This window comes from Finegoldia sp. P2-F-LR, assembly GCF_052932265.1.
On sequence record NZ_JBRFJF010000007.1, the window covers coordinates 89,962 to 115,602 of the forward strand.

Annotated in this window: 18 protein-coding genes and 1 riboswitch; of the genes, 3 read left to right on the forward strand and 15 right to left on the reverse strand. The window is 33.9% G+C overall.

The features are described 5' to 3' along the window. Positions 1–43 precede the first annotated feature (43 nt). From ACU68W_RS05625 to ACU68W_RS05635, 3 genes are read right to left on the reverse strand one after another with little or no spacing between them, the layout of a single operon-like run. Positions 44–574: a hypothetical protein gene (locus ACU68W_RS05625; RefSeq protein WP_446756250.1), complete on the reverse strand. Its 531-nt coding sequence runs from the start codon at positions 572–574 to the stop codon at positions 44–46. Then, the gene (locus ACU68W_RS05630) at positions 574–876 is read right to left on the reverse strand and encodes an MTH1187 family thiamine-binding protein (protein WP_308610922.1); all 303 of its coding nucleotides are present in this window, start codon (positions 874–876) and stop codon (positions 574–576) included. The genes ACU68W_RS05625 and ACU68W_RS05630 overlap by 1 nt, the downstream gene beginning before the upstream one ends. A gap of 19 nt (positions 877–895) precedes the next feature. Further along, on the reverse strand, positions 896–1,765 hold the full coding sequence (locus ACU68W_RS05635) for a D-alanyl-D-alanine carboxypeptidase family protein (RefSeq protein WP_446756251.1): 870 nt from the start codon (positions 1,763–1,765) through the stop codon (positions 896–898). 159 nt (positions 1,766–1,924) lie between these two features. Between ACU68W_RS05635 and ACU68W_RS05640 the strand changes: the two genes are divergently transcribed. Next, entirely contained in the window at positions 1,925–2,314 is a 390-nt protein-coding gene (locus ACU68W_RS05640) for a hypothetical protein (protein WP_446756252.1), read from the forward strand. Between the two features lie 45 nt (positions 2,315–2,359). On the opposite strand, the gene ACU68W_RS05645 is transcribed toward ACU68W_RS05640, so the two are convergent. The 4 genes from ACU68W_RS05645 to pflB all read right to left on the reverse strand — a co-directional run bounded on the left by ACU68W_RS05645 (position 2,360) and on the right by pflB (position 7,966). Further along, positions 2,360–3,529: a cation:proton antiporter gene (locus ACU68W_RS05645; protein ID WP_446756253.1), complete on the reverse strand. Its 1,170-nt coding sequence runs from the start codon at positions 3,527–3,529 to the stop codon at positions 2,360–2,362. A gap of 40 nt (positions 3,530–3,569) precedes the next feature. Then, positions 3,570–3,644: riboswitch (Fluoride riboswitch) on the reverse strand. Beyond that, positions 3,641–4,057 (reverse strand): hypothetical protein, encoded by a 417-nt coding sequence (locus tag ACU68W_RS05650; protein WP_446756254.1) that lies wholly within the window; start codon positions 4,055–4,057, stop codon positions 3,641–3,643. It overlaps the preceding riboswitch by 4 nt. Positions 4,058–4,128: 71 nt before the next feature. Further along, positions 4,129–5,634, reverse strand: a complete 1,506-nt coding sequence (gene pflA, locus ACU68W_RS05655) for a pyruvate formate-lyase-activating protein (RefSeq protein WP_446756255.1) — start codon at positions 5,632–5,634, stop codon at positions 4,129–4,131. Positions 5,635–5,689: 55 nt separating this feature from the next. Next, entirely contained in the window at positions 5,690–7,966 is a 2,277-nt protein-coding gene (pflB, locus tag ACU68W_RS05660) for a formate C-acetyltransferase (protein ID WP_446756256.1), read from the reverse strand. 171 nt (positions 7,967–8,137) lie between these two features. Here pflB and ACU68W_RS05665 point away from each other — a divergent pair, with 171 nt between their 5' ends. Beyond that, a complete protein-coding gene (locus ACU68W_RS05665; RefSeq protein WP_306479048.1) occupies positions 8,138–8,650 on the forward strand; it encodes a hypothetical protein in 513 nt (170 codons plus the stop codon). A 15-nt stretch (positions 8,651–8,665) separates the two neighbouring features. Here ACU68W_RS05665 and ypfJ read toward each other — a convergent pair whose 3' ends face one another. From ypfJ to ACU68W_RS05690, 5 genes are all read right to left on the reverse strand, one after another. Continuing rightward, a complete protein-coding gene (gene ypfJ, locus ACU68W_RS05670) occupies positions 8,666–9,526 on the reverse strand; it encodes a KPN_02809 family neutral zinc metallopeptidase (protein ID WP_306479049.1) in 861 nt (286 codons plus the stop codon). Between the two features lie 49 nt (positions 9,527–9,575). Further along, the gene (locus ACU68W_RS05675; RefSeq protein ID WP_308610916.1) at positions 9,576–10,202 is read right to left on the reverse strand and encodes a ComF family protein; all 627 of its coding nucleotides are present in this window, start codon (positions 10,200–10,202) and stop codon (positions 9,576–9,578) included. Continuing rightward, positions 10,189–12,420 carry an SF1B family DNA helicase RecD2 gene (gene recD2, locus ACU68W_RS05680; RefSeq protein WP_446756257.1) on the reverse strand — a complete coding sequence of 744 codons (2,232 nt, stop codon included), beginning with the start codon at positions 12,418–12,420 and terminating at the stop codon, positions 10,189–10,191. The genes ACU68W_RS05675 and recD2 overlap by 14 nt, the downstream gene beginning before the upstream one ends. A gap of 63 nt (positions 12,421–12,483) precedes the next feature. Then, positions 12,484–13,767, reverse strand: a complete 1,284-nt coding sequence (gene murA, locus ACU68W_RS05685; RefSeq protein ID WP_374047980.1) for a UDP-N-acetylglucosamine 1-carboxyvinyltransferase — start codon at positions 13,765–13,767, stop codon at positions 12,484–12,486. A gap of 131 nt (positions 13,768–13,898) precedes the next feature. Then, the gene (locus ACU68W_RS05690; RefSeq protein ID WP_446756258.1) at positions 13,899–21,296 is read right to left on the reverse strand and encodes a cell wall-binding repeat-containing protein; all 7,398 of its coding nucleotides are present in this window, start codon (positions 21,294–21,296) and stop codon (positions 13,899–13,901) included. A gap of 152 nt (positions 21,297–21,448) precedes the next feature. Between ACU68W_RS05690 and ACU68W_RS05695 the strand changes: the two genes are divergently transcribed. Beyond that, positions 21,449–22,000 carry an ECF transporter S component gene (locus ACU68W_RS05695; RefSeq protein ID WP_311437170.1) on the forward strand — a complete coding sequence of 184 codons (552 nt, stop codon included), beginning with the start codon at positions 21,449–21,451 and terminating at the stop codon, positions 21,998–22,000. Between the two features lie 52 nt (positions 22,001–22,052). Here ACU68W_RS05695 and sdaAA read toward each other — a convergent pair whose 3' ends face one another. The 3 genes from sdaAA to ACU68W_RS05710 form a co-directional block, all read right to left on the reverse strand. After that, a complete protein-coding gene (gene sdaAA, locus ACU68W_RS05700) occupies positions 22,053–22,952 on the reverse strand; it encodes an L-serine ammonia-lyase, iron-sulfur-dependent, subunit alpha (RefSeq protein WP_446756259.1) in 900 nt (299 codons plus the stop codon). A gap of 9 nt (positions 22,953–22,961) precedes the next feature. Further along, positions 22,962–23,624 carry an L-serine ammonia-lyase, iron-sulfur-dependent subunit beta gene (gene sdaAB / locus ACU68W_RS05705; RefSeq protein WP_094208099.1) on the reverse strand — a complete coding sequence of 221 codons (663 nt, stop codon included), beginning with the start codon at positions 23,622–23,624 and terminating at the stop codon, positions 22,962–22,964. A gap of 116 nt (positions 23,625–23,740) precedes the next feature. Further along, positions 23,741–25,315, reverse strand: coding sequence for a cell wall-binding repeat-containing protein (locus ACU68W_RS05710; RefSeq protein WP_446756260.1), 1,575 nt, complete (start codon positions 25,313–25,315; stop codon positions 23,741–23,743). Between the last annotated feature and the right edge of the window lie 326 nt (positions 25,316–25,641).

The following is a 25,641-nucleotide window of genomic DNA, read 5'->3' on the forward strand; positions in this document are numbered from 1 at the left end:
AATGATGCATCTTTTGTTTACATCTATTCTTCCAATAATTTCATCAGCTGAACAAATTATACATAATATTTGTTGGTATCAAAAACAGATACGGCGCTGTTATTATTGCCAATGTCAATGAAACTTTTTTGATTTGAGATTCTGACAAATCGGTGTGTCTGAATGAAAATTTGCGGTTGAATACATACACCAAAAATCCTGCGAACATGACTGCTAAAATCATGACCAAAATACCCCAAGGCGTTGTGTAGTAATCGTTCAATATCGGAATTGAAATATTATCGTAGAACCATTTTGCAAAATTATTTCTTGTTCCATTAATCCCGAATGATAAAACCATCAATACCGCCGTAGAGATCATGTCTGCGACAAATCCTAGTGCTACAGTCTTTGCGATTGATTTTTTTATAACTTCCATTGGTTTTTCTATTTTAATTAATTTTAAAGCCAACAAAGTTACCAAGAAATCCACCAAAATATTCAATGGTACAATCGCAATCCAAGTTATAGGATAAAGCCACACAATCCAGACTGGAAATATCAAATTATACAGTTTTATAGATTTTTTGTTCATTATTTTAACTTTCTATTTACAGAATCCAGTTTTTGCTCAAATGATGCATCCTTATCTCTTCTGTCATCAATTTTAATCACAGAATACACTCTGTCAACACCTTCGTTAAATACCGCTTCTTGCATATCACGAACAGCCTTCAACAATTCGTCGATGTCTCCTTGCATCACTGTTCCCATTGGATTTAATTCAACTTTTATATTTTCTTTATTTCTCACATTATCGTAAGCTTTCGCAACGTATTGTGATAAACTTGTAGTTTGTGTTCCTATTGGAACTAATGTTAATTCTAAAATAGCCATTTTAATCTCCTTTTAAATTTTATAAATTCTTCAAAATCTTAATCGTATCTTGGATTTGTCCATCTCCAGGATTTTTAATATCGTCAAAATCAACACCCATCACAATAATGATGTATTTCTTGCCATTTTTTTCGGACAAAGTTGCCCAACAAAGCCCTGCTTTTTCCGTAGTACCACTTTTGCCACCAATAATTTTGAAGCCATCTTGATCATAATCTTTCAATCTACCAAGAACTGTACTTTCGATTTCAATTCCTTTTGGATGATCCAAAGTTTTAGTAGAAGTGTACTTATCTGTCGTGAAAATCTTGTAGAATTTTTCATTTTTCAATGAATTTTTCAACAAAAACGCCATATCTTTTGCACTCGAATAATGATCATCCTCATCCATTCCCTCAGGATTTTTGAAATTCGTATTAGTTAATTCCATATTCTTTGCGTTTTCGTTCATCAAATCTACAAATTTTTCCTTGGAACCACTTACATTAATAGCCAAGCTGTCTGCACATTCTCCAGCAGATGCAAGCATTGTTCCATACAACAAATCCTCAAAAGTAGTGGGTTCATTACCATAAAAGCCCGCCATTGAAGCGTTTTGTGCAACAAGTTTTTGGTAGCTTTTCTTATCTATCGGAGCTTTTTTATCAAAATCTTCAATTTTTCCTATAGCTGTATACACCGTCATCATCTTGGTCAAAGACGCAGGATACACTTTCTTGTCTGGATTTTTGGAGAAAATTTCCTTATCATCATCGATTGAGTAAACGTAAATACAATCTGCATTAAAGCTAAGCTTGTCAAATTTATTCTCGTTTGCAAATTTGAAAATGAAGAACACTCCAACGACAATCAACAGAGTAATCCCTGCTATCTCAAGTTTCTTTTTCATAATTCACCCCGTTTGTTCATTTCAATTATACCACTAATCCTTGCTGATAAATCTCATTTGACAAATCTTAACATTTTTATCTTGACACCATTTTTTATTTTGATATGATTTAGGTAAATAAATGATTTAGTTAATTAATTATATGTCGGAGGTGTTTTAATGAAAAAAATAATGATATTCGTAATGATATTCGTATTGATAATTTTCCTATTAATATATTTCTTTCATACAACTAAAAAAGAAGAAAACGTAGTACTATTGGGAGTAGAATGTGACATAACAGATATTAATACCTCTGACAAAATACTTACAATCATAGGCGCAGGAAGTGGGAGGGAAATTATTCAACAAGAGTCAAAAATCGACTGCAAAGATTTAGAAAAAGATGGCAAAATAGTAGAATTTAATTCTTCAAACGAACCAAATATTTTAAAATTCGATGATTTAAAACAATCTGACAGGATTAAAATAAATGTAGATGAAAAAGAACTAAATAACAATAATGAATTCTTGAAAGTAAAACAAATCGAATTGTTAAACAAAAACTAGAATAAATTGGCTCCAATCGCCAGTTATTCTAGTTTTTTTAATTTTTTATGTTGATAACAATTTCTTATACAAATTATCCACCATTATCGCTCCAAATGGTGCAGTGATCAGGATAGAAATAACCGCTACAGTCAATGCCATATCCCCCACTTTCAATCCCATTGATAATGGTATTGCACCGATTGCTGCCTGAACAGTTGCTTTTGGAGTGTAAGCTATCATGCAGAACAATCTTTCTTTTGGTGTTAGTTTTGTTTTTAAAACAGATGCGTACACGCCCATCATTCTAAAAATCAATGCACAAATTACCATAATGACCACCATGATTCCAGAATTTATCGCGTATTTTACATTCACAGTCGCCCCTACTAAAACGAACAAGAATATTTCTGCGCCAACCCATAATTTATTGTACTTTTCTGATAATCTTTCAGCCAAATCTTCGTAAATCTTCTTCACAACCATGGACATCGCCATTATTGCGATAAGCCCCGAAAATGGAATTGGTGTTATTTTTTCCAATTCTAAAAGCAAGAACGAAATGCTCAACACAATCAACACTTTTACAGTGTCTCGCATATGAAATATTTTGAAAAATTTCACCAACAAAAATCCTATTCCAGCTCCTACGACACTTCCAATCAAAATAGAAAAAGGAATGGCGATGAATTTGAACACATTGATGTCTCCTGTTTGCGCGAGAGATGTCAGCGATGTGAACACAACGATGCAGAAAACATCGTCGCAGCTACTTCCTGCCAAGATAAGTTGTGGGATTTTGTGTTTATCTCCGTAGCCTTCTTCAATTAGTCGTATCATTCGTGGAACGACAACTGCAGGAGACACCGCAGCGATTATCGATCCGATTATAAATGCATCCAGCACATCCACCTTCAAAAATATCGGTGCTAATATTCCTACAGCACACATTTCAAAAACTGCCGGAACAAAACACATTAACACAGCCGGTCGTCCGATTTTTTTCAAATCATCGATGTCCAGTGACAACCCCGCACGAGTCAATATAATTACCAGTGCAATTGTTCTAATTTCAGATGAAATATCCAAAATTTTCTTGTCAATCAGATTCATGGCGAACGGTCCGAGAGTTATTCCCACGATTAAAAATGCCAAAATCGGTGGCAATTTTATTTTTTTGAAAAATTTTCCTAACAACAAGGACAAAATAATTATAATTGCTATACTTTTTAACATAATTCCTCCATTTATATAATAAAAAAGCTGATGATATCTGTAAAAAACAGAAGTCATCAGCAAAATTTTTGCGTTTTAGTTATTAACAAGGGAGTACTTCATTCCCCACATTTATTTCCATGAAAGTTCAAACTTACCACATGCTTTGTTGTAGTTGAAAACCAAGCGGTATTTCTCGGATTCGTTCAAATAATCAGAAGAATATCCATTCATCTTATTTAATTCGAACACTTTGTTGCCCAATGAATCTATAAGGCTAACAGTAACGTTGCCGCTTTCCAATTCATTGTCCAATTTAAAATCGTAAAACCCACTTTTTTTGACTTTGAACACTTTTGTAGCTTTCCCGCTAGTTTTTTTCAAACTTGCGTGAATATTATCCTCCAAAATCCCATGTGTCTGATAAAACCACAAGGCAGACATGCTCCTAAAATATCCAACTCCATTCATATACATAAAGTATACCACTGCAACAATTGCAATTACCGAAAAAATAATTAAATAGCTCGGTTCACTGGGTAAATCCATAATAAAAATCCTCCATATATTTCTAAATTTCTGATATTAATATACCACAACAGCAAGTTTTTTACAATAAACTACAACACCAATTCTTCTAATATTTTGACATTTTTTATAACAATAACCTTGGTTCCAATCAAATCGATGTATCCAAGCTTTTTGAATTCTCCTAATTTTCTAGTAATAGTTTCTCTTGTAAGTCCAGAATAATTTCCAAGTTCTTCTCTGTTCATTGCAAGGTCTAGCCTTATTCCGTCCTTAGTTTCCACGCCCATTGTATCTTTTAATCGTAATAAAAGCGCCGCAGTTTTCATAGTAGCATTGCTAGTGGATAATCTTTGCACCAAATCTTCTGCAAGTCTAATTCTTTCGAAACTTTTCTTCAAAATTTTAGTAAGGGCAAGTGGTGAATTTATCAAATATTTATTAAAAATATCCCTAGGAATCATAATAACTTCACAGTCTGTCAACGCTTGACCCATGTAGATGTATTCCACATCTTCCAAAATATTATGACCACCCACAAAATCATTTTCGTGATACAAATACAGAATTTGTTCTCTTCCATCAATCGTATTGTGAAAAACTTTTATCGTACCTTTGTGGATTACATACATGTTTTCGGCAGAATCTCCAGGCTTAAAGATGTAGTCTTCTGCTTTTAGTTTAAGAAATTTCATTTTTTTAATTGCTTCATCGTAATCGACATTGTCAATTCCTTTGAAAAGCTCCACATCTTTTATAGCTTCCAACAAGTATTTTTTATCATCTTCCATATCAAATTGCTCCTCTGTTATTTTCCTAGCTTGATAATTCAAAGCCTCATCGCGTCTGCTGTCGCTTACGGTCTTCGCAAATTGCGCATTAACGTATTTTTCAAATTTTTCTGCAACTTTTTTATCCATCGCTTCGACATTTTCAAGGAAGTATTTCCTACCTAAATTTTTGTATTTGTATACTCCACCTAAATGATATGGTAAAATTTCAATTCTTTCAACCATATTTTTTATTTTTCCTAAAGATTCTACAAACTTATCCATTTCTTCGTAGTTATCAGTAAATCCTGGAACCATGACATGTCTCGCCCAAATATTTCCACAAAAACCATTAGATTCTAAATTATTTACAAATTCTAGGAAATTCTTGTCTTCCATAAATGTATTTTGCTTGTACAATTTGGAGTCGAAAGCTTTGAAATCAAGTAGCATTGTATCTATATACGGAAGAATTTCTGAGTAGTATTTTTTATCGCCAACTCCAGATGTATCCAAGCAAGTGTTGAATCCTTCTTGTTTGAGTCTTTTCACCAATTCTTTTAAAAATTCTCCCTGCAACAGAGGTTCTCCTCCAGAAATCGTAACTCCACCTTCTTGTCCGTGATACGGCTTGTATCTTCTCGCTATTTTTATAATTTCATCTACCGTGTATTCTTTTCCACCATGTATATTTTGAGAATCTGGATTGTGACAGTAAACGCATTTCAATGGACAACCTTGCAAGAAAAATATCGTTCTGTTACCCGGTCCATCGACAAGTCCCATCGTTTCTATAGAATGAACGTAACCTTTTATTTCATTGTCCATAATTTTCCTCCAATCATCAAAAAGGGCATACAAATATGCCCTTAATAAAATTTATTTATACAAACTCGTGGAATGTTCTATTGATAACATCTAATTGATGTTCGCGGTCTAATTGGTTAAATCTTACTGCATATCCCGAAACTCTTATAGTTAGGTTAGGATATTTTTCTGGATTTTCCATTGCATCTTCTAACAATTCACGATCCATTACGTTAACGTTCAAATGGAATGCGTCTTGGTTGAAGTAACCATTCATTATATTTGTTAAATTGATTATTCTTTCTTCTTCATTTTTTCCAAGTGCGTTTGGAATTATTGAGAAAGTATTTGAAATTCCGTCTTGATTTACATTCTTGTAAGGCATTTTAGCAACAGAGTTTAACGAAGCAAGCGCTCCTGATTTGTCTGCTCCATTCATTGGGTTTGCTCCCGGTGCAAATGGTTCGCCTTTTTTACGCCCGTCTGGTGTGCTACCAGTTTTCTTTCCGTAAGTTACATTTGAAGTTATTGTCAACAGACTCAAAGTGTGTTCTGCGTTTCTGTAAGCTTTTGTTTTTCTCAAAGATTCTATGAAATACTTGCTTATAGCGATAGCCAAATCATCTGCTCTGTCGTCGTCATTTCCGTATCTTGGGAAATCTCCTTCAACTTCAAAATCCACAGCCAATCCGTTTTCATCTCTGATTGGTTTTACTTTCGCATATTTTATCGCTGACAATGAATCTGCAGCAATCGCAATTCCTGCAATACCAAAAGCGATAAATCTGTGAACTTCTGGGTCGTGAAGAGCCATTTGTCCTTTTTCGTAAGCGTATTTATCGTGCATGTAGTGAATTGTGTTCATAGCATTCACATAAACTTTCGCAAGTTTATCGATAACTTTTTTGTAGTTTGTAACAACTTTATCGTAATCCAAAATTTCAGAATCGTCTCTTTCAATTCCTTCTATTACAGTTACGATATCACCAGTTTTTTTGTCTCTGTAAACTTCATCAACTCCACCATTAATTGAATACAAAAGCGCCTTTGCAAGGTTTGCTCTCGCTCCAAAATATTGCATTTGTTTTCCGACTTGCATTGCAGAAACACAACATGCGATTGCGTAGTCGTCTCCGTAAACATCACGCATAACATCGTCGTTTTCGTATTGAATGGATGCTGTTTTAATACTCATCATTGAACAGAAATCTTTGAATGCACGTGGTAATTTGTCTGACCACAAAACTGTCATGTTTGGTTCAGGTGATGTGTCGATGTTGATTAATGTGTGCAAAAATCTGAATGAAGTTTTAGTAACCAAAGTTCTTCCATCAACGCCCATTCCACCGATAGATTCTGTAACCCAAGTTGGATCTCCAGCGAATAATTCGTCGTATTCAGGAGTACGCAAATGTCTTACCATTCTAAGTTTGATAACTAATTGGTCAACCAATTCTTGTGCACGTTCTTCATCCAAGATTCCTTTTTCCATATCTCTTTTGATATAAATATCTAAGAACGCTGTGTTTCTTCCGATAGACATTGCAGCTCCGTTGTTTTCTTTTACTGCTGCCAAATATCCAAAGTACAACCATTGAACAGCTTCAGTCGCATTCATAGCTGGTCTTGAAATATCAAAACCATAACTCATCGCCATGTCTTTTATTTCGTCGAAAGCTCTGATTTGTTCAGAAAATTCTTCACGTCTACGAATGATTTCTTCAGTAGCATCCCCCGTCAAATTTTCCTTGTCTCTAATTCTCATCGATTTCAAATAATCGATACCATACAAAGCAATTCTTCTGTAATCGCCGATAATTCTTCCTCTTCCATAAGCATCAGGAAGTCCTGTCAACAAACCAGCTGATCTGAAAGTTCTCATTTCTTTTGTGTAAGCGTCAAATGTTCCTTGGTTGTGTGTTTTTCTGTATTCATTGAATTTTTCTTTGATAACTGGATCCATTTCCAAATCATAAGCTTTCAAAGAATTTTCAACCATTCTGAAACCACCATATGGATTCATAATCCTTTTCATAGGTTCGTCTGTTTGTAATCCAAAAATAACTTCGTTGTCCTTGTCGATATATCCTGCATCGAAATTATTAATTCCACTGAATCTTTCAAGGTCAACCTTGATTTTCTTAGATTTTACTTCTTCGACGATCATATCGTTTACTTCGTTCCATAAAGTTTTAGTTTTTTGTGTTGGACCTACTAGGAAAGAATCATCCCCTTCGTATGGAGTGTAGTTTTGTTGAATAAAATCTCTCACATTGATTTCATCTGCCCAGTCTCCATCGTTGAAACCTTCCCAAGCTTTTTTGAATTGTTCATTATCGAATAAATTGCTCATACATATCCCCTTTTCTTATTCTTAACGTTATATTAAGTATATGTTAAGAAAGTTTTAAATACTGTGATTATAATCACTCTGTGATAATTTTTATCATAGAAATCTTACAATCTTTCAATATTGCTTGTAAATAAGTAAAAAATAGGATATATTTTAATTACGGAGGGTTTTATGAGAATAAAAATATCTAACAGTAAACTAATAATTCTTGCAATTCTAACATTTGTGATAGAAACCATCGCTATTGTTGCGACTCAAAATCTCACAGGAATCAATAGAATTTTCATTATAATTTCATTTACATTAATCACAACGTTCGCACTTCTTCTAAGTTTCATCTTGATTCAAGTGCTTCACAATATGATAATGGACAGGAAAATCGCCGGAGAAATCAGAAAATACATGCTGGATTACGAACAAAATGGAAATTTGGACAAATTATTTCAAAATTTCAAAAAAATAAAAGACAAACCAAAAACAGATTACGCAAAAAGCTTGTATTATTTTAACTTGGCGATTGCCTATGTGGAAGATCACCAATTCCAAAAAGCACGAGAAGTATTACAAAAATCCACATTTCAAAAATACAACCAATCATTTAATCAGATTTTCAAAATGCTTTTGAATGATATCGACAAACACGAAAAAGAATACAACGAAACTAAAAAAACGCCAGAAAATTAATTCTGGCGTCTTGTTTTATTGTATTCTAAGTCCCATTTCACCGAATGAATCTGCATGTTCAAAATCGTGATATTTAAATCCTCGTTGGAACCATTCGTTTCTAAGTTTGGATGAACCGTGAGTGAATTTTTCCGGTTGTACGTATCCTTGCCCCATTTTTTGAATGTGATCGTCGCCGACACTTTGAACTGCACTTATCGCTTCTTCAATATCTCCTTCTTCCAAATAGCCCTTCTCTTTAATATAATAACTGAACACTCCTGCAAAATAATCTGCTTGTGTTTCCAAAGCTACTGAATATTTATTGGCATCTTTTTCGTTCAATCTACGTTGAATATTGTGAACTCTATCCAAAATTCCTAGTTCTTTTTGGACGTGGTGGCCAACTTCATGCGCCAGTACATAAGCCATCGCATAATCTCCACCGTCAGCTCCAAGCTTTTGAGTCAACATATTATAAAAAGTTACATCCATGTAGATTGTTTGATCCAGCGAACAATAAAACGGTCCTACGTTTTTGTCCGCATTTCCGCAACCTGTGGACACTGCTCCTTCAAAGAAATGAAGTTTTGGTTCTTCGTAAGTTTTATTGATTTCAGAAAACTTTTCGTGCCACACATCTTCTGTGTCTTTCAACACAACGCTTAACATTTTTTCAGCTTCTTCAACTTCCTTGCTGCTAGCTTTTTCAGAATTGTTAACTTGTTGTTCCTGCTGTGTTCTGTTTTGTTCATTGATAATATCTCGTGGATTTCCTCCAAACAAAGAATATACAATCACAAGCAAAAGCAGTCCGACGCCACCGATTTTAACCGGTCCTCCACCGGATGAACCTCTGCCTACATTTGAACTTCCTTCTCTACCTTGCCATTTCATATTTTGCCCCCAATATATTAATTTTTCGTTAATTTATTTATACCCAATTTTAATATTTTTCATTAGACCTACTGGACACTGTGACAAATTTCAAATCCACATAATTCTCATTCAAAGTTTTCTTGATTTCTCTTAAAGTATTCTTCGTTGTCACAATATCATCCAAAACCAGAATTTTTTTGTTTGATAAATCAGCGTTCACTTCAAACGCTCCTTGTAGGTTTTCAATTCTTTGAAGCTGAGATAAATTATGCTGAATTTTGGTTTCCTTCACTTTTATAATCGCTTCTGGCAAATACTCCATGTCCAAATTTTTTGCAACTTCCTTTGCAATCTCGTGAATGTGATCAAATCCACGTTTGTTTATCGTAGATTTTGTCGAAGGAACTATGAGCAAAGTGTAGTCTTGTAAATTTTTTTGCTTTATTTTATCAGCCACTGCATCTGCCAAGAAATATTTCACAACTTGTTTGCGGCTTAGCTTGTAATCGTAGATGAGTTTCTTCGTCAAACCTTGGTGAAGTAATGGAAAATAGCAATCCGTCCCGTCGATATCCCTGTAGCCGTCCACAAAAACCAATTTGTCAAAGCAATCTTCGCACAACAAATATTTGTACTGTTTTTTCTCGTGACAAATTATACAACGCTTTTGAAATAATAAACTAAAATCCCTCATCTTCGAACATCTCTCTCATCATTTCTTGTTCGTCATCATCTATGTCAAAGTCCATGTATTGTTTGATTCTCCTGTCCAATCCAGAATTTCTCTTCATTATTTTATTGTTAGATATCATTTGTCGTAAAATCTTCAAGCTACCAACCAAAACGACTATTTCTCTTGCTCTTGTGATTGCTGTATAGAGCAAATTTCTCGTCAACAACATAAAAGGAGCTTGTGTGACAGGAATTACCACAATTGGAAACTCACTTCCTTGTGATTTGTGAATAGTAATCGCATAAGATAACGTCAAACCATCACATTCTTTTTTTGTGAAACTTGCAGTTTTATCGTCAAACAACACATCAATCGTCTCATCAATCGGATCGACGTATGTAACTCTTCCTATATCTCCGTTGAAAACGCCCATAGAATCATCGTCAATAAATTCCTTCGTGTACTCATTTTTGATTTGCATAACTTTGTCGTTGAGCCTGAAAATCCTGTCTCTTTGTTCTATTTCTTCTGTCATCGGAGTTTTGGGATTCAAAACTTCTTGCAAAGAAGCATTTAATTCCTTCGTTCCACAGCTAGATTTTTTCATCGGAGTTAAAACAATTATATCGTCAAACTCATCTTTTTTGTAAAAATTTGGTAGTCTTTGTGCGCACAAATCAAGGATTGTATGTTTGGCACGTTCTGGATCATTTTCTTCTATAAAGAAAAAATCCTTACCCTTTTCATTCAAAATAGGAAACTCTCCGTTGTTAATCCTGTGCGCATTCACAATAATATTGGAGTTTTGCGCTTGACGGAAAATCTTAGTAAGTTTTATCGTAGTGATTTCTCCACATTCTATCAAATCGTTAAGCACGTTTCCAGCTTGTACACTTGGAAGCTGGTCACAGTCTCCCACAAAAACTACTCTCGTATTGGAATCCAACGCTCTCAATAAACTATCCGCTATGAAAATATCCATCATACTCGCTTCATCTATAATTATCAAATCACAATCTATAGGATTATCTTCGTCGTGGTCGAAAATCGTTCCATTTTCAACTGGAATGTATCCCAGAATTCTGTGAATAGTCTTCGCTTCTTCGTTGCAGCTTTCAGAAAGCCTCTTAGCTGCACGACCAGTAGGCGCTGCAAGAATTATATCCTTATCATTATTCTTGAAAATTTTCGTAATATTGTTGATAATCGTTGTTTTCCCCGTACCAGGTCCACCAGTAATTATCAGCATTTTTTCGGTCATAGATTTTTTGATGGCTTCGATTTGCAATTCATCCAAGTGTTCTTTTTCTAGTTTTGAAAGCTCGTATTCCACATCGAACTCGTCTTCTATTTCGCTTTGCAAAATATTCGCAATATTCCTCGCACATCTCATCTCTGATTTTTCGATTTGTGGAAGGTAGACTCTGTTCTCATCACCAGTATCATCGATCGCAATAATTCCATTTACAATCAAAGATTCCAATGTTTCTTCTCTATTTTTAATTTCAATATCGAGAAGTTTTTCGACTCCATCTATCAAATCGTCTTCCAAAACGTAACAATTCCCGTTGGAATTTGCTTCCTTCTCCATAAAATATTTGAACGCTGCCTTAATTCTAAATGGAGAATCCGGTTCAATGTCAATCCTCTGCGCAATGATATCCGCCGTTCTAAACCCAATTCCCCTAATATCATCAATCAAAGTGTATGGATTTTGCATGATAATCTTTTTAGTATCTTCCTTGTAAAAATCGGAAATAATATTTGCTTGATGAAGACTCAGTCCCAATGATTGCAAATACAAGAAAATCTCTGCGTATTCTTTTTTCTCGTCGAGAGAATCTTTTATTTTTTTGTAGTTTTTCTTACCAATTCCTTTGACTTGTAATAATTTAGATGGAGAATTTTTCAAAATTTCCATTGTATCTTCGCCAAATTCTTCTACGATTCTTCTTGCAGTTGTCTCTCCAATTCCTTTAATCAAACCACTTTGAAGATAATTGATAATATTGTACATGCTAGGCTTACTGGATCTTTCAACGAAAATTATGTTGTATTGTTCGCCGTATTTTGGATCTTGAACTTTATTTGCCTCAATATCCAAGAAATCTCCAGGCATAACCTTGAAACTATTGCCCTTGATGATTCTCTCTTCACCGTCTTTGTCTACAGAAAAAATCCTGAAACCATTGGACTCATTTTCAAATATTATATTTTTGACAGTCGCTGAAAATTTCATACACTCACCTACAAAAAAGAGGGTTGTTCATTCAAATAACAATCCCTCTGTTCATATAATTTATTAATCTTCGATTTCAATTCTTTCGATATTGGCTCCTAATTTCTTGAATTTCGAAACAATATCGTCATACCCTCTGTCAATATGATAAATGTCTGTTACATTTGTAGTCCCATCTGCTACAAGTCCTGCCAAAATCAAAGCCGCTCCAGCTCTCAAATCTGTAGATCTAACAGTAGCACCTTGAAGAGAATCGACTCCAGCAATGCTCGCTTCATTTCCTTCAGTTGCAATAGCAGCGCCCATTTTTTGAAGTTGTTCCACATGCATAAATCTATTTTCAAAAACAGTTTCTTCTACACTGCTTTGGCCCTTGCACACAGTCATCAACGCCATAAATTGCGCTTGCACATCTGTAGGAAAACCAGGATATGGTAAAGTTTTAATCTTCGTTCCTTTTAATCTGCCAGTGGAAATAACTCTGATAGAATCTTCGTCCTCGTTTTCGATAACCTCGCAACCAACTTCGCGAAGCTTTGCGATAATTGGCATAATATGAGATGAAATACAATTTTTAACAGTAACATCTCCACGTGTAATCGCACTTGCCACCATAAAAGTCGCAGCTTCGATTCTATCTGGAATAATTGTGTGTCTTGCACCGTGTAATTTGTCAACGCCGACAATTCTAATTGTAGAAGTACCAGCGCCACGAACCTTCGCTCCCAATTTGTTCAAGAAACTTGCCAAATCTACGATTTCCGGTTCCTTCGCAGCATTTTCGATAACTGTTTCTCCCTTTGCCATCGTCGCTGCCATCATAATGTTTTGAGTCGCACCAACACTAGGAAAATCCAAATAAATTTCCCCGCCAATCAAACCATCCTTTGCGACAGCTTCTATCTTTTCGTCAGTCGATTCAATCTCAGCACCCAATGCCTTGAATCCTTTTAAATGCAAATCCACAGGTCTTGAACCAATTGCACATCCGCCTGGCAAATACGTTTTGGTTTGACCAAGTCTTGTCAACAAAGGTCCCATTACCAAAAATGAAGCCCTCATCTTGTTCATCAATTCGTGTGGAGTCACAGAATTATTGACATTGCTACTATCTATCTCAACCTTATTCTTATCCAAATAAGTTACTTTTGATCCCAATTCTTCTAAAACTTTTAATATAATTGAAACATCCTTTAACTTTGGAACATCTTCTAAAATTATAGGCTCAGTCCCCAAAAGAGATGCTGCTATAATAGGAAGCGCTGAGTTTTTGGCTCCGTCAATCTTGACCTCGCCTTTCAAATTTAAACTTTTTTTTACTTGTATAACTTCCAAAATAACCTCCATCAGTCATTCGTTTTTCTTATTTACATATAAAATATTATATCATATCCATTTATCGTTGACTAATTTTTAAGGGTTTTACAAATCTTTTACAAAACAAAAGCCTCCTTTGATAAGGAAGCTTTTGTGAAATTTTATTTAGTTTTTTCATAAACTATAGTATACTCTGGATTTTCACCAATTTTATTTACGCCTAATAATAATTGAAGATTTCTGTAATCTGTATAGTCCACGCCGTCTGTTAATTGTATTTCTTTTCCATCTGATTTACGAACTATTTTAATAGGTTTGTAATTTTCAATTGAATCCGGATAAATACCTGCTGCACATTCTTGGAAGAAACTGTAAGATTTCTTTTCTACAGAATTTTGGATTGTGTTACCATCTACATCAACGTAATTTAGTTTCAACGTTGTTTCTTGGTTTTCCAAATCGAATTTTCCGGCATCAGTTTTTCCAGAAGCCAAAATATTCGCACGAACTACTACATCATCGTCGTAATTTTTGCCATCTACTGCAACTTTGTATGTGAATGTGTGATCTCCAATCAAACTTCCTGGTCCAATTATTTCCATAGTTTGATAATTGCCATCGCCATCAATTCCAATCAATGCAGGAACTACCATTTTAAATGCAGCAGCTCCAAGTGAAGGTTGGTTTACGATGTACCATTCAACTCCTCTTTCGTCAAAAATTCTAACTCTAGTTTTCTTCGCTTCCAAATTAGTTCCGTAAACGTGAGTAAATGTCTTCTTAGATTCTTGAATTGTCGGTGTCACTCCGTAAGTTATATCAGGAATTTTTCCAGCTTCTGTAGAAGTTGCTCCATAAGTTTGAATTTTCATAAATGCAAGTGTAGCAGCATTTTCATCTACACCATCAGCTAATAATGAAACAACTGTAGCATTTGCTCTGGATTTTGGATTATTTCCAGGTAATTTTTCGAATTTACCATTCATTTCTGGTTTGTACAAAATTTCGTAGGATACAGTTCTATCTGTTTTATTTTCTGGAAGTTCAAAAGTTATAGTTTGTTCATTGTCAGTTCCAGAAATTGTTCCTTGAACTTCTGGTTGTTTTCCTTTTCTGGCAACTGCAGTGTCTTCTATTGCAAGTTTTGTTTGCATTACTGCTTTTACTTTTGCGTTTTCAGATAAATTCAATCCATTAACTTTGATAGTCACTTTTCTATTCTTATTAGTGATTACATCGTTGCCTTCGATAGTAGCTTGACGAACAATTGGCTTTCCGATATTTATAAAATAGTCGACATCTGAGTTCAAGTTTTCAGTACCTTTACTTCTAAATACACCTTGATTTATTTTGATTTTCGCTTTTTGCGTACCTAGACGTTCTACATCTAGTGGCTTTTCAAGTGTAATTACGAATTTTTTGTCTGACAATTCAACCGTATCTCCATTTGTCAATCTTTCGTAATTTCCATCAGCATTTTTATCGATGCTTGTTCCTAATTTTACACTTTCATTAAATATTTCTTCGATTTCTTCGTCAAATCCAACTTCAATTATCTTTCCATCCTTTGCTGCGTGTACATAGCTTGGCATAATTTGAGTATATACGGCTTTGTCTTCAGTGTATTTTACTCTAAAATATGCTTCGTAGGATTTGGAAATGTCTGTATTATCTCTTACCAAGATTTTGTATACATCTTCTTCATTTCCTTTTATCAAGGCTATGCTATCCGCAACAATTTGCACAAATTTACCTGAATTTTCAAATGTTGGTCTTATAGATGTATCTTTTACAAATTTTCCGCTTTCAAATCTGTAGAATGAAACCGTCAAATTATCCGGATTTACATTCTCACCAATTATATTAGCTTTTAACTTTTCCGCATTTTTTAGTATTGGTGTAAGAACATTGATTTTTTCAATAGTTGATTTTGTGTTTTCAGATGCATTTTGTTTTATTTCAACTGATTTTTCGTAGAATTTAGTATGAGATCCAGTTGAAGTGGCATAAATTTTGTAAGTTTTTTCTGTTGCTTCTTCATTTTTAGGTGCTTCAAATTCCAAAGTTCTCCTTGCACCATTTCCACTAACTGTAATTTGTGGGAAAGTTTCGTTTCCTTTATCATCAACCAATTTGACTACGAATTTGTCATCGGAAACATTTTTAATATTACCCATTACTTTTAGAACAACTTTTCCACCAGCTGCATCTAGCTTTTCTGATATTCCTGGAGTTTCTAATTCTAAAGCCTTTATTCCTTCAGGAATTTGTTCTTCTGTATCTGATTTTTCTTGTGTGATTTTTACAGTTGCACTTGCAAAATCAGTTTTAGATCCTGTGGATGATACGTAAACAGTATATTCTTTTTCTTTTGTTGTCGTGTTTTTTGGAATTTCAAAAGAAACAGTTCTCTTAGTCTTGTTTACATCTCCAGATACATTTACTTTAGGGAATGATCCATTTCCATCGTTATCAACAAGTTTGACTACGAATTTGTCATTGGCAATACCACTCAAAATACCCATTACTTCAACTGTAGCAGTAGATGAATCTTTTGATACTTTTTTTGGAGTTGTTAGTTTTAACATTTGTATATTTTCTTTTAAAACTTCCTTGTCCTTTGTTTCGATATTCAATGTACAATCACTTTCTGGCATTGTGAATTGGTAAGAATCTCCGACTTGTTTGAAGTTGACTTTCATTGGATATCCTTCTTCATTCGATCCACTTACATAAAACATAGTGATTTCTTTTCCAGACTTTGCCTTCACTACGACAGTGTCGCCTTTCTTGGCTTGTGTTTTTTCTTCGCCATTTACTGTAATTACGATGTCTTTGTTGCTATAATTAATCTTGTAAGTTTTTTCAACTTCTGGTGTTCCCGAAGATTTTTCTTGAGTTAAAGTAAAATCAGCTTTTTTGAAATTTTCCTTCTTTCCAGTTGATGAAGCAAATATTTCGTATGTTTTTTCCTTATCAGTAGTATTTTCTGGGAATTTAATATTGATAACTCTAACAGCTTTTGATACCTCTCCAGTAACTTCAATTTCAGGATAAGTTTCTTTTCCATCTTCATCAACTAATTTCACAATGAATTTGTCACTTGGAATGTTGTTGATTTGACCACCAACCCTTATCTTAGCAATTGCATCTTTTGCTGGAAGATTCGAAGTTGTGATTTCTTGAATCATAGCTATTTTTTCTTCTTCAGGTGTTTCTGGTGTTGGAGTTTCTTCTTTTCCAGCTTGTTGAATGATTACAACATCAGATTCAACAAATTTGTCTTTTTTACCTGTTGATGTTGCGTATACTTTTAGTTGTCTTTCTTCTGGTTCTTTGTTTTCCGGAACTTTTATTGTTACTTTTCTACTTGTGCTATCTCTAGTATCATCTACAACTATTTCCGGATATATTTCGTTGTTGTTTGAATCTACTAATTTTACAATAAATTTACCAGGTTCTACTCCTTTTAAATCTCCCATTATTCTTACATCAACATCTGTTGCTTTTTCTGTTATGTTTTTTTCAGAAATCAGTCTAATCATGTGTACACCTTCTGATACAGGTGTTTCTGGCGTTGTGGTTTCTTCTGGTTTTTTCACTTGTAATTTTACGTCATTCAAGTTCCATGCGTAAGCTTCTGCAAATACAATTTTTAAGTTAGCGCTTACTGTTTTCCCGTCATTAGCTTTCAAAAATTCATCAGTAACTTCTAAATTAATCTTTCCGTTTTTTACATCAAAAGTAGCTGTTACTCCTTCAACATTAGTTGTTACATTTAAAATCTCAGAAACATCTTCCATTTCAAAAGCTTTGGCAAATTCATTAAATAAATTTCCAAGTCCTTTGTATTCAGGTACAAATGAAACTTTGTTGTTGTCAACTGTAACTGATTGTATTTGTTCTACATTTTGTCCATGGAATCCAATGCTTCCTTCTCCTTCTTCTAGTTTCTTATATCTTGGTAAAATGTAGTTTGCTAATTTGGAATAATCTTTGATTTTGTTATCTGAAAAATCTAAGTGATTTATCTTTTCCATTCCAAGAATTATATCTACATTCTCGATTCTGTTTGCAGACACGTCAAAAAATGTCAACTTAGATAGGTTTTTTAGAGAAGAAATATCCGTAATTCCATCGTAGTTTATTCTCTTTCCACTTTCTTTACGAACCTTTACGTTATTGTGAAGATCCAATCCCGTTAAGTTTGTCAAATCTTTAAGTGGTTCAACATTTTCAATTATATTGTTGTATAATTTCAAGAACTCTAAATTTTTAAGGTTTGACAATGGTGATAAATCCACAATTCTATTTCTTTGAAGTTCCAAATATTTCAAATTCTTCAAGTCTTTTAATGGAGTAAGATCTGAAATTTCATTTTCATTTACTTTTAATTTTTCTAAATTAGTTGCATATTCAATACCCTTTAAACTTTTCATTCCTCTAGTTACAGAGAATTTGAAATCAGGTGTCTTAGAAAGGTCTTGTGCTTTTCCTAATATTGAATAAGTGTCTTTGGATTCTTCTGTGAATATTGGTTTGTTAGTCTTCTTGTCTAAGAATATGGATACTTCTTTCAAAGATTCCATCTCTTGTTTTGTGATTGGTTTATCGTCAGGTCTGTTTACATCCAAGTTTTTGTTCAAAACTTTCAATAACTTCGCATCTTCAATGTCTACATATTCTGGCTTTTCTGCTTCTGAGTCTTCCAAGTTTACAAGTTCAATATTGTAACTGTACACTGGATCGGAGTATGATTTACTATCGAATGAATAATTCAATTCCAAACCTTCGATATCTTTTAGTGTCATACCATCTTCCAATGTAAGCTTGATTTTGTTGTCTTCAGTTACTTCTGCTTTTACTTTAGGATTATCTGTTTTTATTTCTTTGAATTTTGTAAATACTTTGTCTATTAACTTAAATGGATTATCGAATTCTACAATATTTCCGTTTAATTTGACATCTGATACTGTTGTAGATAATTTATTTGCTTCTAATGAGTAAATACTTTCTGCTTTAAGTGGTGTCAAGTCAGTAATTTGTGTTTCACTTACATTGATATCTCCCAATTGCTTCAAATCTTTTGCTACTGAAATGTCTTTAATAGGATTGGAATGTACATCTAAATTGTACAATTCTTCTAAATTTTTAAGTGGTGCTATATCTTTTATTTGATTTTTGGATAAATCTAACATTCCCAATCCCGTTAAATCTTTCAAAGCTTCTACTGATGTAAGTTTATTACCAGACAAGTTTACATCATTTAATTTCGTTAACTTAGAAATAGAATCTATAGATTCTAACCCGTTTTGAGCAATATATAATTTTGTTAAATTAGTAAGCTTAGATGCGTCTATTTTTGTAATTTTATTATTATTTAGATTCAACGTTTCTAGTTTTGATAAATCTGTAATGGAAGATACATCTTCTATTTGGTTATTTTCTAAGTCCAAATAATTCAATTCTGTGTTGTTTTGCAATGGAGATATATCTTTTATTTTGTTATTATTGGCCATTAACCAATTCAATTTCTTGTAATTTTTAGTAACAGAAATATCGGAAATTTCATTATCTCTAATATCAAGATTTTCAACATTTGTTAAATCTTTCAATACTGATATATTGTTAACTTTGTTTACTGAAATATCTAAACTTTTAAGATCTTTCAAATTATTTATAATTGATACATCTTCAATTTGATTGTGAGAAATGTATAATTTTTCGAGTCCCGTTAAGTCTTTTAATGGTGTTAAATCTTTTATTGCATTATGTGATAATCTCAATAATTTTAGCTTCTTCAAATCTTTCAATGGTGTTAAATCATCAAATGACTTAGAAGAATCATCTGGATTTCCACTAATAGTAAGAGTTTCCAAGTTTTTCGCAGCTTCCATACCTTTAATGCTATTAAACTCTAATACATTATAGTTTTCATCATATGATCTATGACCAAAAGATTGAAGTTGTTCCATGTCTTTTACTGTCAAATCTGTAGCATTTGGATCGATTCTGTAGTTTTTGTCGTATAATTTAAAGTCGAATTCTTTTATATCTTCATCAACTATATCTTTTCCATTGTAGTTTTTGAAGAAATTTAGAAGTTTTTCTTTTAATTTTGCATCTCCAAATTCTACAACTTTGTTTTCTGGTTTTTCTTCTGGTTTTTCTTCTTCACTCTTCTTGTGTGCTTTGATGATTTCATCTTTTAGCGCATTGACTTCTTCTACTGTTTTGGCTTTATTGATTTGGTCAATGTATACTGGTGATGTTATTCCATTGTTTTTTAATTCTTCAATGGCTTTTTCTTTTGCTTCTTTTAGTGCTTTTTCTTTTACTTTGTCTTCTGGCTTATCTTCTGGTTTTTCTTCTGGCTTTTCTTCTGGTTTGTCTCCCGGTTTTTCTTCTGGTTTGTCTCCCGGTTTTTCTTCTGGTTTGTCTCCCGGTTTTTCTTCTGGCTTTTCTTCTGGTTTTTCTTCCGGTTTTTCACCTGGTTTGTCTTCTGGTTTTTCACCTGGTTTGTCTTCTGGTTTTTCACCTGGTTTGTCTTCTGGTTTTTCACCTGGTTTGTCTTCTGGTTTTTCAGGAGTTGATGGAATATCAGGAGTTGGTGTTACTGATGGTTTATCTTCTTTTTTGTCTTGAATTGTTAGTCCTTCAACTATTTTTTCAACGTGTTTTTGTGATACTGATTTTTTTCCGCCTACTACTGTGATTTGTTGTGTGTTGTTTTCTTTTACAATTCTTCTGATAAAATCTGCACGATTTGGCTCTGTTAGTAGAATTGGCTCATCGTTTTTGTGTGCCAATGAACTTACAGACAATGCATCAGGATAGTTTCTTCCGTCTGCTAATACGAATTTTTCAAGATTTCCGAATTCTTTTGCTATTATCAAAGCTGTTTCGTATCTGTTAGCTCCTGCTAATCTTTTAACATTTTCTAAGCCTTTAACATTTACCGATTTTTCCCCACCGTAGATTAGTGCCACATTGTCTTTTGTGATTCCTTTTGGTAAATTGTGTCCATCTGTCAAAATAATTGGCAAGTTTTCTTTTGTGGAAAGCGGTGTTGCGCACAATGCATCTGCGAAGTTCAATCCACTTGCAAGTGCTACTTTTCCATTGGGATTTAAGTATTTGTACACTTGGACAGATGTTTCAAATCTATTTCTTCCTGCTAATCTTTTAACATTTTTCAGTCCTTTAACATTTACTGATTTTTCTCCACCTACAATGATTACCTCTTGCGGACTAAGTCTTGTGATTTCATCTTTAATAACTTTTGGTAGGTTGTCTATTTTTGTAAGTAGTACAGGTGCGTTTTTCTTATTCGCTAAGCTTCCTGCTACCAAACTGTCTGCAAAATTTTCCCCACTTGCAAGCACGATAGTTTTGATGTGATTTGGGAAAGTTTGTTGGCTGATTTTTGCTGACGTTTCATATCGATCAGCCCTCGCAATTCTGTCTACTTTGATTTTGTTTTGGTCTTCTGCTAATACTGGCGTGAATGAACTCATGACCATGCTCGCCGTCAGAAGAACTCCTAAAAATTTCTTCATATTCCCTCCTATTTTTAATCTATATTTCATTATATATTGGTAAATCAATATTTACCAGCAATTACTTATTGAAATTTTCTATATATAGATTATCCTTTTAAATTTTTCTGATTAAGTGGTATAATTGTATCAATGATTTACAGGAGGGAAAAATGAAATTAACTACAAAAGATTTGACTAAAATCGGAGTGTTTGGTGCTTTGACTATCGTTCTTGGACTTACTCCTTTGGGAATGATTCCGATTGGACCAGTTAGAGTGACTACACTACATATTCCAACTATTGTTGCTGCTTTGGTTGCAGGACCTTGGGTTAGTTTATTCGTGGGATTATTGTTCGGTTTGTTTTCATTGGTAAATAATATTATTGCACCGACAATTCTTTCATTTATGTTCTACAATCCATTGGTTTCTGTGCTTCCAAGAGTTTTGATAGCTGTTGTGACTTATCAAGTTTACAACAAATTAAGAGACAAAAACGATGTGATCCGCTACGGAATTCCAGCTGTTTGCGGAAGTATTATGAACACAGTTGGTGTTTTAGGAATGGCGTTTATTTGTCATTCAAAGCAAATCGAAAGCGTTATGCATGTCAAAGCGCAATATTTTCTTGGAGGAATTGTCGCTACGAATATGCCTTTTGAAATCGTGATATCATTCGTGTTGGCGATTTTGATTGCAAAAAGTGTAAACAAAAATAAATAGTTCAATTAAAAAATCCACAAGATTTTGAAAATCTTGTGGATAATTTTTTGTTTTAATCTTCGTCGTCATCACTGATGCTACAAGATCCCAAAAATCTTCTTCTGATATCTTGACCAGTTTTTGTTCCTGCAACTCCACCCATTCCTGTTTCTCTCAATGATGGTGGAAGAGTTTTGCCGACTTTTCTCATTGCTTGGCACACTTCTTCGAATGGAACTATACTTGTGATTCCTGCCAATGCCATATCAGCACTAATCATTGCGTTGGTAACTCCCATTGCATTTCTGAATGTGCAAGGATATTCTACAAGTCCTGCGATTGGGTCGCATACAAGTCCCAATACATGTAGGATTGCAAATGATGCTCCGTGGAACATTTGCTCAATAGATCCACCTCTTAAAAATATCAACGCACCTGCTGCCATTGCTGCTGCAGATCCTGTTTCCGCTTGGCAGCCTCCGTCAGCACCAGAAAATGTTGCGTATTTTCCCAACAATTGTCCAACACCGATAGCTACTAACATTGCATCGATAAGTTCTTCGTGTGAGCAGTTGTATCTTTGTTTAAAACTCATAAGAGCTGCTGGCAAAATTCCAGACGAACCTGCAGTAGGTGATGCTACGATTTTTCCCATAGCCGCACTGATTTCCAATGTTGAAAAAGCCATCGCCATTGCTTCTGCTGTAAATTGTCCTACTATTGGTTCATTTTCATTTGCATAAACGTGCATTTTATGTGCAAATCCGTCTATCATTTTTTGGTTAGTAACTGAAGGTGTTTCCAAGAAATCTGTCGCAGATTTTTCCATAACATCTAGCATATGTGACAATTCACTTCTGATGAATTCTTCAGATTTGCCAGTTCTTTCGTTTTCTATTTCTATAACGTATTCGTAAAAAGGTCTGTTTTCCCTCTTAACAGTATTGATTATTTCTAATGATGTATCAAACATAAACTCTCCTTAATTTCGTTGAATATATTTTGTGAAAAGAAATCTATCGTCTTTCAATAAATTTTCTGTCAAATCTTCGCCGATATTTTTGTCTAATTCAACAATCAAAGTTACTATTCCGTCATGTTTCAACGTCTTCATTCCTTCGATGTTGTAACCATTTCTAGCAAGTTCTGAAGAAATATCCGCAATAATTCCTCTTACATCCACGTATTTCAATAAAATTGTAGGATAGCTTCCTGTAAATTGAACAGCTATTCCGTTGATATCTATGATTTCAATATTTCCTCCACCAATTGATGAGCCAACGATGTACATAGTAGTTCCATCTTCGTATGTAAATGTAATCTTCGCAGTATTTGGATGCACATCCCCTAAGTCAGCTTCTCTGAAAACATAGTCTATTCCTCTTTGATCAGCGATTGCAAATGAATCTCTAAGTCTAATATCGTCTGGTTCAATTCCCAATACACCAGCTAATAAGGCTCTGTCTGTACCGTGACCCTTGTAAGTTTTCGCAAATGATCCATGAAGATCAAACTCAACTTTTGTGAACTCATTTCCAGCAATCAAAAGAGCAGTCTTTGCAATTCTACAAGCACCTGCAGTGTGAGAGCTAGAAGGCCCAATCATTACAGGTCCCAAAATATCAAATATATTATATTCTCCCATAAAAACCCCCTAAGTATTTTCCTTAACAATTATATCATATCAAATTCAGTGGACAAAGAAAATCAGGAAAATTTTCCTAAAAAAAAGAGAGGCCCATAGCCTCCCTAAATTTTATTTTATTTGAAAAATCCTGCTGGATCATTTGATTCATCTGCAAACCAAATATCAGCATATCGACCGTTAATTGAAACTCCCATTACAGATAAGCTATTCCAATTTCCTTGTCCTGTAAGTACAGCGTTGTGTCCTTCAGATTCTTTCCACATTTTTAATGCAAATCCTGCACTTTCATCCGCTTCGAAATATCCCATAGCTGAAATTTCATATCCATCAACCTTAAAACCAGTCAATTCTGATGGTTTATTCCACATTCCTTCAGCATGCTTGTGATCGGAAGTATACATTACCGGTTTCCATTTTCCGTGATTTGACCAGCTGTGAAGATTTGCTGCTATTCCTCTTTTGTCCTTCCAACTTTCGCTGTAGTATTTGTTTTGGTCGTTGTTGTGAGTTCTTGCTACAAAAGTTAATGATTTTGAAATCTTAAGAGGTTTCAATCCCTTTGATTTTCTGTATTCATTCACCAAGTTAGCAAGCTCTTTTTCTCTATGTGATAAAGGTGTATTAATGTCAAACTTAGATAAATCTAAATCTCTGCCTATTTCTGATTTTGTTTTTTCGACATCATTTGGTGCTACTTTTTCTGGGTCTTTTTTAGAGTTTGTGTCTTCTTTTTCTGGTTTCTTTTCGGGTTTCTTTTCTGGTTTATATTTGCCAGTTAATTTTTCGTATTGAGTTTTTGAAACTGATTTTTCTCCACCAATTATAGTTACTTGTTTAATTCCGTTTTTGCCTATAAATGATTTTATGCTGTCAATTGCTGAATCATCAGATAATAAAATTCCTGAATTCATTTTAACTGCAAGTGGTGCTGCTGATAAAGCGTCTGGATAATCTCTTCCATCAGCGATAACAGCTTTTTCAGTTGTACCGATTTGTTTCATTACTTCAATTGAAGTATCATTTCTATTCTTGCCGGAAATTCTTGCTACATTTTCCAATCCTTTAATGCTTACAGAATTTTTGCCGCCAATTATAGTGCTGATTTCTTTTGCTTCAACACCTTTTGGCAAGGTTTTTCCGTTAGTTAATACAAGAGTTTTGTTTTTTGAAATAGCATAAGGAGCTGCGGACAAAGCATCAGCGAACTTTTCACCATTAGCCAATACGATATTGTTCTTAGCATTTAATACTTCAGCTACTTTTGTTGATGTTTCGTATCTGTCATTTCCAGAAATTCTAGTGATTTTTTTACCTTGAAGTTTTAGTGTTTTTTCTACACTTTCAGATACAGATCCTTTACCACCGATAATGATGATTTCTTTTGCTCCAAGTCTGTCGATTTCTTTTTGCAAATCAGCAGATGCACCTTTTTTTTCTGTCAATAAAATTGGTGCTTGATTAGCAAAGTTTCCAGCAGTCAATGCATCAGCAAATTTTTCGCCGCTAACCACCACAACCTTGTCACTCTTTGAAAAAGCGTGCTTGCTAATTTCGATTGATGTGTCGTATCTATTATTGCCTTTAATTCTTTGAACATCCACATCTTTTGCTGCAAATGACACTTGTGGAACAATGTTTGCTAGTATTACTCCTGCTAACATTAAACCCAATACTTTTTTGTTTTTCATAATTTTTCTCCTTCTCATTATTAATACTAGGTTTCCTTATGTATGGATACCGTTTTTGTATTTGTAATTATATTATACATCATAAATGTATTAAAGTAAAAATCTTTTTATGACGTTATTTCCTATTAAAACAGTCCACATTTTTTATAACAAACTATTACAATTTTGTGTTTAAGTTTTTCCAATTTTAAGATTTAGAAATCAACAATTTCAGCGAACAAAATTTCGTGCATGAAGTTTTCAATTTTATCGTTCCTTACTTAAAAGATTTTCAAATATAGCAAACATTCATGCTAAGAATATCATACGGATGAAATTGCTTTGGT

Excerpts from the sequence above, each read along its gene's own strand:
- ACU68W_RS05665 (WP_306479048.1), top strand. The coding sequence starts at position 8,138 with ATGAGAATAAAAATATCTAACAGTAAACTAATAATTCTTGCAATTCTA.
- ypfJ (WP_306479049.1), bottom strand. The coding sequence starts at position 9,526 with ATGAAATGGCAAGGTAGAGAAGGAAGTTCAAATGTAGGCAGAGGTTCA.
- ACU68W_RS05640 (WP_446756252.1), top strand. The coding sequence starts at position 1,925 with ATGAAAAAAATAATGATATTCGTAATGATATTCGTATTGATAATTTTC.
- ACU68W_RS05630 (WP_308610922.1), bottom strand. The coding sequence starts at position 876 with ATGGCTATTTTAGAATTAACATTAGTTCCAATAGGAACACAAACTACA.
- ACU68W_RS05690 (WP_446756258.1), bottom strand. The coding sequence starts at position 21,296 with ATGAAGAAATTTTTAGGAGTTCTTCTGACGGCGAGCATGGTCATGAGT.
- ACU68W_RS05635 (WP_446756251.1), bottom strand. The coding sequence starts at position 1,765 with ATGAAAAAGAAACTTGAGATAGCAGGGATTACTCTGTTGATTGTCGTT.
- ACU68W_RS05710 (WP_446756260.1), bottom strand. The coding sequence starts at position 25,315 with ATGAAAAACAAAAAAGTATTGGGTTTAATGTTAGCAGGAGTAATACTA.
- ACU68W_RS05675 (WP_308610916.1), bottom strand. The coding sequence starts at position 10,202 with ATGAGGGATTTTAGTTTATTATTTCAAAAGCGTTGTATAATTTGTCAC.
- sdaAA (WP_446756259.1), bottom strand. The coding sequence starts at position 22,952 with ATGTTTGATACATCATTAGAAATAATCAATACTGTTAAGAGGGAAAAC.
- murA (WP_374047980.1), bottom strand. The coding sequence starts at position 13,767 with ATGGAGGTTATTTTGGAAGTTATACAAGTAAAAAAAAGTTTAAATTTG.
- pflB (WP_446756256.1), bottom strand. The coding sequence starts at position 7,966 with ATGAGCAATTTATTCGATAATGAACAATTCAAAAAAGCTTGGGAAGGT.
- recD2 (WP_446756257.1), bottom strand. The coding sequence starts at position 12,420 with ATGAAATTTTCAGCGACTGTCAAAAATATAATATTTGAAAATGAGTCC.
- pflA (WP_446756255.1), bottom strand. The coding sequence starts at position 5,634 with ATGGACAATGAAATAAAAGGTTACGTTCATTCTATAGAAACGATGGGA.
- ACU68W_RS05645 (WP_446756253.1), bottom strand. The coding sequence starts at position 3,529 with ATGTTAAAAAGTATAGCAATTATAATTATTTTGTCCTTGTTGTTAGGA.
- ACU68W_RS05695 (WP_311437170.1), top strand. The coding sequence starts at position 21,449 with ATGAAATTAACTACAAAAGATTTGACTAAAATCGGAGTGTTTGGTGCT.
- ACU68W_RS05650 (WP_446756254.1), bottom strand. The coding sequence starts at position 4,057 with ATGGATTTACCCAGTGAACCGAGCTATTTAATTATTTTTTCGGTAATT.
- sdaAB (WP_094208099.1), bottom strand. The coding sequence starts at position 23,624 with ATGGGAGAATATAATATATTTGATATTTTGGGACCTGTAATGATTGGG.
- ACU68W_RS05625 (WP_446756250.1), bottom strand. The coding sequence starts at position 574 with ATGAACAAAAAATCTATAAAACTGTATAATTTGATATTTCCAGTCTGG.